Genomic DNA, 11,599 nt, shown 5'->3' with positions numbered 1-11,599 from the left:
GCTCGGCCAGCGCCGCGACCGGGGCATTCACCGGGGTGGCGGCATCACGCACCGCGGCGCCGGCCGGCATCGGGGCAAGCGTCACGCCGCGCTGCTGCTGGCGCTCGATCGCGCGCCCGATCTGGTAGTGCAGCGCTTCTTCATCGATCGGCTTGGTCAGGAAGGCGTCCATGCCGCAGGCCAGGTAGCGCGCGCGGTCCTCGCCGGTGGCGTTGGCGGTGAGCGCGACGATCATCACGTGCTGGTCGATGACCGGCGCTTCCATGGTGCCGCCGGCGCGGATCAGGCGGGTGGCGGTGGCGCCGTCCATCTCGGGCATGCGGCCGTCCATCAGGACCAGGTCGTAGCGCGTGCGCGAGCAGGCCTGGACCGCCTCGGCGCCGTTGGCGACCACGTCGACCTGGTGCCCCATCTCCTCGATCATCAGGCGCGCGATGATCTGGTTGGTCGGGAAGTCCTCGGCGCACAGGATGCGCAGGCGGTGGCTGTGCGGTGCGCGCGCCAGCAGTTCGGCCTGGGGCGGCTCGACGCCGTCGCGCAGCGGCAGCAGCACGCTGAACACGCTGCCCTTGCCCTCGGTGCTGTTGACGCCGATGGTGCCGCCCATCAGCTCCACCAGCTGGCGGCAGATCGCCAGCCCCAGGCCGGTGCCGCCGTAGCGGCGGGTGGTGGTGGTGTCGGCCTGCTCGAACTTCTGGAACAGGCGCGGCAGCGCCGCGGCCGGGATGCCGATGCCGGTATCGCGCACCGTGAAGCGGATCATGTGGCCGCGCTCGCCCTCCGCCGCCACGTCCTTCGGCTGGTCGTCGGGCCGGCGCTCGACCTCGACCCGCACCCCGCCCGAGCGGGTGAACTTGAAGGCGTTCCCGACCAGGTTGACCAGCACCTGGCGCAGGCGCGTCGGGTCGCCCACCACGAAGCGCGGCAGGTCCTCGCCCAGGGTCACCGAGAAGTCCAGGCTGTGGGCCGCCGCCTGCTCCTGGAACAGGCTGGCCACGTTGGTGATCGCCGTGTGCAGGTCGAAGTCGATGCTTTCGATACTCAGCTTGCCGGCCTCGATCTTGGAGAAGTCGAGCAGGTCGTTGATGATCGCCAGCAGGGCCTGGGCATTGGCCTGGCCGCGCAGGATCTGGTCGCGCGTGGCGTCCTTGATCGCGCCGTCGCGCAGCGCGAAACCGAGCATGCCGATCACGCCGGCCAGGGGGGTGCGCATCTCGTGGCTCATGTTGGCCAGGAACTCGGATTTCTGGCGCGTCGCGTCCTCGGCGCGCTGCTTGGCCTGGCGCAGGAATTCCTCGTTCTCCTGCAGCGCGCGGTAGGCGTTCTGCAGTTCGTTGGTCTGGGCCCGCACCCGCCGCTCCTGCTCACGCAGTTCCTGGGTCTGGCGTTCCAGCACCCGGTTCTGGTGCTCGACCTGCTCGGTGCGCGCGCCCACCTGGCGCTCCAGGCGCTCCTTCTGGTGGCGCAGGCCGGCCAGGCGCATGCGCAGGGCGACGTAGACCGCGGTGCAGAACAGCGCCGCCGCGCCGATGCGGAACCAGGGCGTGCCCCAGGGCGGCGGTTCGATCGTGATCGCCAGCGCCGCCACGTCCTCGCTCCACACCCCGTCCTTGTTGGCGGCGCGCACCCGGAACACATAGGTGCCCGGCTCCAGGTTGGTATAGGTGGCGAAGCGCTTGTCGGCGCCGGTCTGGACCCAGCCCTGGTCGAAGCCGTCGAGCCGGTAGGCGAAGCGGTTGCGCTCCGGCGCGGCGAAGTGCAGGGCCGCGAATTCCAGGGTCAGCACCGCCGCGTCGACAGGCAAGGTGATCTGGTCGGCATGCTCCACCGGCCCGCTCAGGACGCCCGGCATGGCCTGCTCGATCGGACGGTTGAATACCTGCAGGCCGGTGATCACGGCGCGCGGCGCGCTGTGGTTGTCGCGGATGGCGCGCGGATCGAAGGCGGTGATGCCGTTGAAGCCACCGTAGTACAGGGTGCCGTCCGAGGCGCGCAGGGCCGAGGCGTCGAAAAAGGCGCCCTCGGTGATGCCGTCGGCCGAGGTGTAGCTGCGCCAGCGCCCGGATTTCGGGTCGAAGCTGGACAGGCCGCTGGAGGTCGAGACCCAGATGCGTCCGTCGGCGTCTTCCAGCATGGCGGCGACGGCGTCGTCCACCAAGCCGTCACGGGTGGTGTAGCGCACGAAACGCACAGAGCCGTCGGCGGCCGTGATCATGCGGTTCAAGCCGCCCGCGGTCCCGACCCAGACGTCGCCGCGGCTGTCCTCCATCAGGTAGTGGATCTCGTCGTTGCTCAGCGTGTTGGTCTGGTAGGGGTCGTGGCGGAAGTGGCGGAAGCGCCCGCTCTTGCGGTCGAGCAGGTCGAGGCCGTCGAAGGTACCGACCCAGAAGCGGCCACGCGAATCCTCCAGCAGCGGACGGGTGATGTCGTCGGCCAGGCTGGCCATGCGGCCCGCATCGTGGCGGTAGCTGACCACTTCCTGGCTGACGGGGTCGAAGCGGTGCAGGCCGCCGAGCGAAGTGATCCACACGTAGCCGTCGCGCGCGGCCAGCATGCCGCGCACGTTGTTCGCTTCGGCGTCGCCCGGCAGCAGCTTGCGGCGGAAGCGCCCGCTGCGCGGATCGAAGCCGGTGATGCCGCTGCGGCTGCCGATCCACAGCACGCCGTCGCGGTCGCGCGCCAGCGCGGTCGCCGGCGTGTCGATCAGGCTGTTCGGGTTGGCGGGATCGTGGCGGTACACGACGGCCTTGCCGGTGGCCGGGTCGAGCAGGCTCAGGCCCGTGGTGCTGCCCACCCACAGGCGGTTGCCCTCTTCCATCAGCACGCGCACCCTGCTGTCGGCCAGCGAGTCGGGCGCGCCGGGCCGGGCGACGATGCGGGCGAAGCCGCCGCTGTCCAGGTCCGCGCGCGACACCCCGCTGTACCAGGTGCCGACCCAGAAGGTGCCGACGCTGTCGCGATACAGGGCGGAAACGTAGTTGTCGGCCAGGCTGCGGCGGTCGGTGACGGTGTTGCGATAGGCGTCGAAGCGGTCGCCGCCCACGCGCCAGCGGTACAGGCCGTCGTCGTGCGAGCCGGCCCAGAGGGTGCCGTCCTGGTCCTGGTAGAGGGTGGTGATCCAGTACGGGCCGATGCCGTCCGCCGTGCGGTAGCGGCGCACCCGGCCGCGCTCCGCGCCTTCCAGGGCGTGGCGTTCGAGGCCGCCGAAGCGCCCCACCCACAGGCGCTGCCCATCGTCCACCAGGAGCGCGTGCACCGGGGTATCGCGCTTGAGGAGCCCGGCGGGATGGTGGTCGAAGCGGGTGCGCGCCGGGCCGAAGCTGTCCAGGCCCGCCGCGGTGCCGATCCACAGGCGCCCGCTGGCGTCCAGCGCCAGCGCGGTGATGCCGTCGTCGCTCAGGGTGCCGGGTTCGCCCGGTTCGCGGTGCCAGCTGGTGAAGCGCTTGCTCACCATGTCGAAGTGCTGGAGGCCGTCGCCGGTGCCGATCCACAGTCCGTCGCGGCCGTCGCTGATCATGGTCTTGATGTGGCGGTTGCCGTTGCCGCGCCGCGAGGTTTCGTTCGGCAGGAACAGGGTGAAGCTGCGCGTGGCCGGGTCGAAACGGTTCAGGCCCCCGTCGGTGCCCAGCCACAGCTGGCCATGGCGGTCGACGTGCAGCGCGCGCACCCAGTTATCGGCCAGGCTCTTCGGGTTGCCCATCTCGTTGCGGTAGGTGATGAAGCGGTAGCCGTCGAAGCGCGAGACGCCGGACTGGGTGCCGAACCACATGAAGCCGTCGCGGTCCTGGACCATCGACAGCACCGACTCCTGGGGCAGCCCGTGCTGCACCGACAGGTGGTCGAAGCGCAGGGTGGGCTCCGGGGCGGCCATCGCGGACGGCGCCATGGCCAGGGCCAGGACCAGCAGGAACAGGCGCACGAAGACCGTCATGATGCGAAGAAGGACAGGACGTCGTGGCGGCGCGCGAGCGTATCGCGCTCGCCCAGGCGGATCAGTTCGCGCGTGTAGCTGGCCTCGAACAGCAGGTAGGACGCGAGCGCGGAACCGCGCGATTCGAGCGCGCCGATCCCGCCCAGCAGGGTGCGCACCGGCGGGGGCAGGCTGCGCACGTGGCGCGCGGCGATGTCGTCCAGGCGTTCGCTGGGCGCGATGACCAGGAGCTTGACCGGCTTGAGCGCCATGCCGGCGCGCGCCTCCTCCGGGATGCGCGCCAGGGTATGGTTGACCCGCTGCACGCGCTCGACGTCCACCGCCAGGCTGTCGAGGAAGATCGAGGACAGCGCATGGCCGGCCACCTGGGCCAGGCTAGGGTAGCCGCCGCTGTTGACGTCGTCGCGCGCCGGCTCGGTCATGCGGCCGGCGCCGATCACCAGCACCCGGGTGGCGCCCAGGTGGATGGCGGGCGCGATCGGCGCCAGCTGGCGCATCGAGCCGTCGCCGCAATACTCGCGCCGGCCGGCCAGGTACAGGGGCACGGCCGGGAAGATGAAGGGGATCGCGCTCGAGGCCAGCAGGTGCTCGACCCCGATCTGGGTCGCCAGCGCCATGCGCTGGTGGCGCACCCAGGGCTCGATCGGCGCGGCGCTCTGGTAGAAGGTCAGGTGGTGGCCGCTGCTGTACGACGAGGCGGTGATGGCCAGCGCGTGCAGCACCCCGTCGGCGAGGGCCGCGTCCAGGCGCGGCAGATCGAGCGCATGGTGCAGCAGGCCGGCCAGGGGCGTGTTGTCGAGCAGGGACTGGGGCGGCGCGGCACGCCATTTGCGCAGCAGCCAGCCGAAGGACAGCAGCGAGAGCCAGCGCGCGCCCGAGCCCAGCACGGCCAGCGAGTCGGCCCGGTAGACCTGGTGCGCGGCCACGTCTTCCCACACCGCCAGCAGGCCGCGCACCCCGCTCGCGAAATCGTCGGCGCGGCACGCAAGGGCGGTCGCATTGAGCGCGCCGGCCGAGGTGCCGCAAATGATGTCGAACGGGGTTTGGGGGGCGCTGCGGCCGGCTTCCACCAGGATCTGCTGCACCGCATGCAGCACGCCCGCCTGGTAGGCAGCCCGGGCGCCGCCTCCGGTCAGGATCAGCCCGGTTTTTTGTTTACTATCCACTCTGCAAGCTTAGCAAACCTGGGCTAGCTTTAGGGAAATATGTCCTGTTTACTTAACCATTAATCACCTTTTGCCACGCCTTCGCGTCGCGGATCCGCACCACCGAACCACAGCGGCACCCCATGGATGTCCATGCGCTGGATGCCGTGCAGGCCCGAGGTCTGTTCGCTTTGCCGGATCTTGTGGCCGCGCGCCTGGAGCGCCTCGACGGTGGACAGCGGGAAGCGCCCTGCTTCCAGCTCGGTCGGCCCGTTGCGGCTGCCGAAGTTCGGCAGCGAGATCGCCTGCTGCACATTGAGGCCCCAGTCGATGGTCCCGACCAGCACCTTGGCCACGTAGTTGATGATGGCCGGCCCGCCGGGCGAGCCGACCGCCAGCACCAGCTTGCCGGTCTTCCTGTCGAACACCACGGTCGGCGACATGGCGCTGCGCGGGCGCTTGCCCGCCTCGACGCGGTTGGCCACCGGGCCGTTGGCGTCGCGTGCATCGAAGGAGAAATCGGTGAGCTGGTTATTGAGGAGGAAGCCGCCGACCATCTGGCGCGAACCGAAGGCGTCCTCGATGGTGGTGGTCATGGCCAGGCCCATGCCGTAGCCGTCGACCACGGCCACGTGCGAGGTGGACGGGGTTTCGATGGCGTTGTCCTTGCCCCAGCGCCAGGCCGCTTCCAGGCCCGGCGGCATGCCGGCCGGCGCCTCGCCCATCGAGCGCTGGCCGACCAGCGCGGCGCGCCTGGCCAGGTAGGACTTGTCGATCAGGCTCGCCACGCCCCGGCCCGGCAGGGGCACGAAGTCGGTGTCGGCGGCGTAGCGGTTGCGGTCGGCGTAGGCCAGGCGGCCCACTTCCGAGAACACGTGCAGGGCCTGCGGGCCCGGCACGCCATCGACCGGCGCGAGCGATTTCATGTCCATGGTTTCGAACATGCCCAGCATCTGGGCCACGGCGATGCCGCCCGAGGACGGTGGCGGCATGCCGCACACGCTGTAGCCCCGATAGTCGCTGCAGACCGGCGTGCGCAGTTTGGGCTGATAGCCGGCAATGTCGGCGGCCGTGAGCAGGCCCGGGTTGGTCGGGTGATTCGCCACCTTGGCCGCGATCGCGCGCGCGATGTGGCCCGTGTAGAACACGTCCGCTCCGCCTTCGGCGATCTCGCGCAGGGTCTTGGCCAGCAGCGGGTTCTTCAGCACATGGCCGACCGGCCAGGGCTTGCCGTCCGCATCATAGAAATAGGCCGCCGCCGCCGGGTCCTTGCGCAAGTGGGCGTCGTAGCGCAGCAGCGCATGCAGGCGCTCGCTGACCGCGAAGCCTTGCTCGGACAGGCGGACGGCCGGTTCGAACAGCGCCTTCCAGGGCAGCTTGCCGTGCTGGCGGTGCGCCAGTTCCAGCATGCGCAGCACGCCCGGCGCGCCCACCGAGCGTCCGCCGACGACACCCTCGACGCGCGAGAGCGGCTTGCCGTCGGGGCGCTGGAACAGGCGTTCGTCGGCCTTGGCTGGGGCGGTTTCGCGGCCGTCGAAGGCCTGGGTCTGCTTGCCGTCATAGTGCACCAGGAAGGCGCCGCCGCCGATGCCCGAGGATTGCGGCTCCACCAGCGTCAGGACCAGCTGGGTGGCGATGGCGGCGTCGATCGCGCTGCCGCCCTTCTTGAGGATCTGGTAGCCGGCATCGACCGCGAGCGGATTGGCCGCGGCGACCATGTATTTCCTGGCGGGCCAGCCGGCCTTGTCGCGGTAGCCGGTCGCCGCTTCGGGCGCGGCCTGGCGGGTGTCCTGGGCCTGGACGGGGAACTGGAAGGCGCTGGCAAGCGCCAGGCCAAGGGCAAAAAATTTGAATCGGTTCAAATCGGCTCTCCAAAAGCAAGGCGGGCGCGCAGCATGGAACACACCATGAGACGCGCCCGCACTCCCCGCATCCTACAGCATCTGCGGGTTGCTTTCAGGACAAGAGCTTATTTCGGCTGCATGCGGATCGCGCCATCCAGGCGGATCGTTTCGCCGTTGAGCATCACGTTTTCGATGATGGCCTTGGCCAGGTGCGCGTATTCCTTCGGCATGCCAAGGCGTGGTGGGAACGGGACCATCTTGCCCAGCGAGTCGCGCACTTCCTGCGGCATGCCCATCAGCATCGGGGTCTCGAAGATGCCCGGGGCGATGGTCATCACGCGGATGCCGCTGCGCGCCAGGTCGCGCGCCATCGGCAGGGTCATGCCGGCAACGGCGGCCTTGGACGAGCCGTAGGCGGCCTGGCCGATCTGGCCGTCGAAGGCCGCGACCGAGGCGGTGTTGATGATGATGCCGCGCTCGCCGTATTCGCCGGCGTCAAGCTTGCCCATCGCATCGGCGGCCAGGCGCGCCATGTTGAAGGTGCCCACCAGGTTGATGTTCACCGCGCGCTGGAAGGCGTCCAGCGGGTGCGGGCCGTCCTTGCCCACGGTCTTGACCGCCGGGGCCACGCCCGCGCAGTTGACCAGGCCGCGCAGCGTGCCCATCGCGGTCGCCGCGGCGACCACGGCCAGGCCATCGGCTTCCGACGTGACGTCGCACTTGACGAACTGGCCACCCAGCTCGGCCGCCAGGGCGGCGCCCGCTTCGGCCTGCACGTCGGCGATGACGACCTTGCCGCCGGCTTCCGTGATCATGCGCGCAGTGGCCGCTCCCAAGCCCGACGCGCCACCGGTGACGATGAACACATTGTTCTGAATTTGCATGGTTTTCCCTTGTAGAAGTTCATATGACGCTGCATGGACGCCAGGCCGCCTTGTGGTTGACCTTTACGTAAACGTCAAGCAGCGGCATTGTAGCGAACTTTTGCCAAGAAAAACCATGTTTCATCAAAAGCATTGCATCGTGGTGCCGTTGCGCGTGCACAGCCGGCCGCTGCTGTTGACGGCGGCGTTGCCCACGCCGGTCGCGTAAGACGTGCCCTTGCTGTCGGTGCAGACGTTGCCCTGGCATGTGCCGATCTGGACGCTGCTGGGCGCGGTGGGCGTGGGCGCGGCGCTGGGCGGGGCGGTCACGCGGCCGTAGGGATGGGCCGAGGGCGCGGCAATGCGCGGCGTCGGCTCGATGCGCAGCTGGGCGCCGGCGCGGCGCGGCGCGGGCTTGGCCTTGGGATCCTTCGTCGGCGGCTGAGCCTTCTGGCCGGGTTCGGGCTGCGGCGGCTGAGGAGCGGGACGCGCCGACGGGTCGGGCTCGTCCTGGCGCTGCCGGGCCTGCTGGGCGGGGGCGGCGCGCTCCTCCTGGGCTTGCGGGCTGGCCTCGGCGGCGGGCGCCGGGGCCGCCGGGCTCGTCTGCGCCGCCTGGGGATTCAGCACCGGGCCGTAGACGGGCCCGGCTTCGCGCGGTTTTTCCTGCGGCTTGGGCGCGGCGCCCGTGGCCTGGGCCTGGGCCTGGGTCTGGGCCTGTGCAGCGCCTGCCGCCGGGAGTGCGACGAGCAGCGCCAGGATGTGGCTAAATGGGTTCATGGTTCACCTCATGGGTTGGATGACCGTGAACCATTATCGGCCTGCCCCGGCGGGCACGGCGCACACGAAACACATTCTCACATGATTGCGCGGCGACACGCCGCGGGGAGCGGCGATGGGCGAGCAGGCAATTGCAGCGGCGGCGGCGGACGACCATGTGCGCGGCGCGCGCGATGCGGAGCTGGTGGTGATCGAGTACGGCGACTTCCAGTGTCCGTATTGCGCACGCGCGCGGCCGACCCTGGCGGCGCTGCAGGAACGCCACGGCGCGCGCCTGGTCCTGGTGTACCGGCACCTGCCGCTGGAACACCTGCATCCGCTGGCCGGGCTGGCCGCGGAGGCGGCGGAGGCGGCCGCGGCGCAGGGGCAGTTCTGGGGCATGCATGATGCGCTGTTCGAGCACCAGCGGCAGCTGGATGCGGCCACGCTGCCGCTGTTGGCGCAGGAGCTGGGGCTGGATGTGGAGAAGTTTCGCCGGGACGTCGAGAGCCGGCGTTACCGGGACAAGGTGCGCGCGCATGCGGACGATGCGGCGCGCGTCGGGGCGACGGCGACGCCGGCGTTTTTCTTCAACGGCCAGCGGTATCGGGGGGATTCGGATCGCGCGTCGTTGACGGCGGCGATCGAGGAAGCGCTGAACGGGCGTTGAGTCGTTTGGCGGTGCGGCGGAGCGGGCGTGCGTCGAACGCGTGGGCGTTGGTGACTCAAGCCACTGGCTTGAATCACCCGTCCACCCTACGTGACGCATCATTCCTCCTCAGCAGTTCGCATCCCTTCGCCGTCGTCCCCGCGAAGGCGGGGATCCAAGTTCGACAGGCAGCCATGACCGCATCGGGTAGGCACGCACCCGCCAGCAATCACCGCGTCGGCGGCAAAGCCGCCGACCCTACAAACAAAAGCGGCCCCGCAGGGCCGCTTTTGTCGTCACGCGAAGGCGCTTATTCCGCCAGCGCCGCGAAGGCCGCTTCGCGCACCTGCTCCACCGGACCGACGCCCGAGATCTTGCGGTACTTCGGCGCGCCCGGCAGGCCCGATTGCGCCCACTTGTTGTAGTAGCCCAGCAGCACTTCGGTCTGGTTATGGTAGACCTCGAGGCGCTTCTTGACGGTTTCTTCCTTGTCGTCGTCGCGCTGGACCAGCGGCTCGCCGCTCACGTCGTCGATGCCCTCGGCCTTCGGCGGGTTGAACTTGACGTGGTAGACGCGGCCCGAACCCGGGTGCGAGCGGCGGCCCGACATGCGCTCGACGATCATTTCGTCAGGTACGTCGATTTCCAGCACGTAGTCGATGTTCACGCCGCTGTCCTTCATGGCGTCGGCCTGCGCGATGGTGCGCGGGAAGCCGTCGAACAGGTAGCCGTTGGCGCAATCCGCTTCCTTCAGGCGCTCCTTGACCAGGCCGATGATGATGTCGTCCGAGACCAGCTGGCCCGCATCCATCACCTTCTTCGCAGCCAGGCCCAGTTCGGTGCCCGCCTTGATCGCGGCGCGCAGCATGTCGCCGGTCGAGATTTGCGGGATGTTGAACTTCTCCTTGATGAAGTTGGCCTGGGTGCCCTTGCCGGCGCCGGGTGCTCCTAACAGAATGAGACGCATGTGTTTCCTAGAGTTCGAAGGATGGATTGGAATTTTGTGGGTGGCGAACGATGGCGCTTGATGCCGCGCTTGATGTCGCACATGATGCATATCTGACTAGCTTGACACGAAAGTTACCACAAAAGTCAGCCTCAACGCCACCTTGGGGAGCTTCCGCCGGCAACAAAAGTTGACGCAGCGCAGACGCCGCGAGGACGTACTGCAGGCTGGATCAAGACGCGAAATGCTGGCGTACGCGTGCCAGGTCCTCGGGGGTATCGACGCCCGCGTGCGGAGCGCCGGCGGTCACGTGCACCGCGATCGGATAGCCGTGCCACAGCACGCGCAGCTGTTCCAGCGCCTCGATGTGCTCGAGCGGCGAACTCTCCAGTTTGGGATAGGCCTGAAGGAAGGCATTGCTGTAGGCATAAAGACCGATGTGGCGCAGCGGCACGTAGCCGGCCGGCAGCCCGTCGCGCGACTGGGCGAAGGCGTCGCGGTGCCAGGGAATCGTGGCGCGCGAGAAGTACAGCGCCCTGCCCTCCTTGTCGAGCACCACCTTCACCACGTTCGGGTTGAACGCGTCGTCGGCCCGGTCGATCGGGTGGGCGCAGGTGGCCATCGGCACGCCCGGCCGGATGCGCGCGGCGCAATCGGCCAGCAGGCCGGGGTCGATCAGCGGCTCGTCGCCCTGCAGGTTGACCACCACTTCGTCGTCGGGCAGGCCGAGTATCTGCGCCACTTCGGCGATGCGGTCGGTGCCGGACGGATGGTCGGCGCGGGTCAGGACCGCGTGCACGCCGTGGGCCGCGCAGGCGGCGGCGATGTCCTCGTGGTCGGTGGCGACGATGATGCGGGTCGCGCCGGATTCGCGCGCGCGTTCGGCCACGCGCACCACCATCGGCTTGCCGCCGAGGTCGGCCAGCGGCTTGTTCGGCAGGCGGGTCGAGGCCAGGCGCGCGGGAATGATGACGGTGAAGCCCATGGCGCGCCGCTCAGGTCGGCTCGATCCTGCGGGCCTGGTCGGCCCACATGATCGGGATGCCATCGCGGATCGGGTAAGCCAGGCGATCGGGGCGGCAGGTCAGTTCCTGCGCCTTCTTATCGTATTCGAGCGGGCCCTTGCACAGCGGGCAGACCAGGATATCAAGCAGTCGAGCGTCCACGACATTTCTCCACGATTTGTTCGGCCAGCGCAGCATCGAGCTGCGCCGTCACCGGCACGACCCACAGCCGCGGGTCGTCCTTCAGGTTATCAAGTTGCCGACATTTTACTGCATCCTTCTCCGTGATCAGGATGACATCGGCGTCGAGGCCGTCGAAGGGACGGTCGAGGAAGTCGTGGTGGTCGGGCAGCGGCAGCTCGGTGAAGTCCAGTCCGTGCCCCCGCAGCATGGCGAAGAAGCGGCCCGGATTGCCGATGCCGGCGGCCGCGGCCAGGCGCTTGCCGGCGAAGGCGGTCAGC

10 protein-coding genes are annotated in these 11,599 nt (G+C 69.3%); 1 reads left to right on the top strand and 9 read right to left on the bottom strand.

Annotation, left to right across the window (positions count from 1 at the left end):
* The 5 genes from V7778_RS24480 to V7778_RS24460 form a co-directional block, all read right to left on the bottom strand.
* A partial coding sequence (locus V7778_RS24480; protein ID WP_335560161.1) for a hybrid sensor histidine kinase/response regulator occupies window positions 1–3,931 on the bottom strand: 3,931 nt, incomplete at its 3' end.
* The gene (locus tag V7778_RS24475) at window positions 3,928–5,097 is read right to left on the bottom strand and encodes a patatin-like phospholipase family protein (protein WP_335560160.1); all 1,170 of its coding nucleotides are present in this window, start codon (window positions 5,095–5,097) and stop codon (window positions 3,928–3,930) included. The genes V7778_RS24475 and V7778_RS24480, both read right to left, overlap by 4 nt.
* Before the next feature lie 59 nt (window positions 5,098–5,156).
* Window positions 5,157–6,938 carry a gamma-glutamyltransferase gene (ggt, locus tag V7778_RS24470; RefSeq protein ID WP_442920757.1) on the bottom strand — a complete coding sequence of 594 codons (1,782 nt, stop codon included), beginning with the start codon at window positions 6,936–6,938 and terminating at the stop codon, window positions 5,157–5,159.
* A gap of 107 nt (window positions 6,939–7,045) precedes the next feature.
* Window positions 7,046–7,804 (bottom strand): 3-hydroxyacyl-CoA dehydrogenase, encoded by a 759-nt coding sequence (locus V7778_RS24465; RefSeq protein ID WP_335560157.1) that lies wholly within the window; start codon window positions 7,802–7,804, stop codon window positions 7,046–7,048.
* A 123-nt stretch (window positions 7,805–7,927) separates the two neighbouring features.
* Entirely contained in the window at window positions 7,928–8,560 is a 633-nt protein-coding gene (locus V7778_RS24460) for a hypothetical protein (RefSeq protein ID WP_335560155.1), read from the bottom strand.
* A 115-nt stretch (window positions 8,561–8,675) separates the two neighbouring features.
* Here V7778_RS24460 and V7778_RS24455 point away from each other — a divergent pair, with 115 nt between their 5' ends.
* Entirely contained in the window at window positions 8,676–9,209 is a 534-nt protein-coding gene (locus tag V7778_RS24455; protein ID WP_335560153.1) for a DsbA family protein, read from the top strand.
* A gap of 289 nt (window positions 9,210–9,498) precedes the next feature.
* On the opposite strand, the gene adk is transcribed toward V7778_RS24455, so the two are convergent.
* The 4 genes from adk to V7778_RS24435 form a co-directional block, all read right to left on the bottom strand.
* Window positions 9,499–10,155 (bottom strand): adenylate kinase, encoded by a 657-nt coding sequence (gene adk, locus V7778_RS24450; RefSeq protein WP_335560151.1) that lies wholly within the window; start codon window positions 10,153–10,155, stop codon window positions 9,499–9,501.
* A gap of 211 nt (window positions 10,156–10,366) precedes the next feature.
* Complete coding sequence (gene kdsB / locus V7778_RS24445; protein ID WP_335560149.1) at window positions 10,367–11,119, bottom strand: 3-deoxy-manno-octulosonate cytidylyltransferase; 753 nt, start codon at window positions 11,117–11,119, stop codon at window positions 10,367–10,369.
* A gap of 10 nt (window positions 11,120–11,129) precedes the next feature.
* Window positions 11,130–11,300: a Trm112 family protein gene (locus V7778_RS24440; protein ID WP_211520764.1), complete on the bottom strand. Its 171-nt coding sequence runs from the start codon at window positions 11,298–11,300 to the stop codon at window positions 11,130–11,132.
* The coding region (locus V7778_RS24435; RefSeq protein ID WP_335560147.1) for a tetraacyldisaccharide 4'-kinase at window positions 11,281–11,599 on the bottom strand (319 nt) is incomplete at its 5' end. The genes V7778_RS24435 and V7778_RS24440, both read right to left, overlap by 20 nt.

The organism is Massilia sp. DD77, from assembly GCF_036961685.1.
GTDB lineage: Bacteria > Pseudomonadota > Gammaproteobacteria > Burkholderiales > Burkholderiaceae_D > Telluria.
The sequence above is the reverse complement of the archived record's forward strand: the minus strand, read 5'-3'. Positions and strand labels throughout refer to the sequence as shown.

What these genes read in the sequence shown, in the direction of transcription:
- V7778_RS24465 (WP_335560157.1), bottom strand. Translation starts at nt 7,804, where the DNA reads ATGCAAATTCAGAACAATGTGTTCATCGTCACCGGTGGCGCGTCGGGC.
- V7778_RS24460 (WP_335560155.1), bottom strand. Translation starts at nt 8,560, where the DNA reads ATGAACCCATTTAGCCACATCCTGGCGCTGCTCGTCGCACTCCCGGCG.
- V7778_RS24455 (WP_335560153.1), top strand. Translation starts at nt 8,676, where the DNA reads ATGGGCGAGCAGGCAATTGCAGCGGCGGCGGCGGACGACCATGTGCGC.
- adk (WP_335560151.1), bottom strand. Translation starts at nt 10,155, where the DNA reads ATGCGTCTCATTCTGTTAGGAGCACCCGGCGCCGGCAAGGGCACCCAG.
- kdsB (WP_335560149.1), bottom strand. Translation starts at nt 11,119, where the DNA reads ATGGGCTTCACCGTCATCATTCCCGCGCGCCTGGCCTCGACCCGCCTG.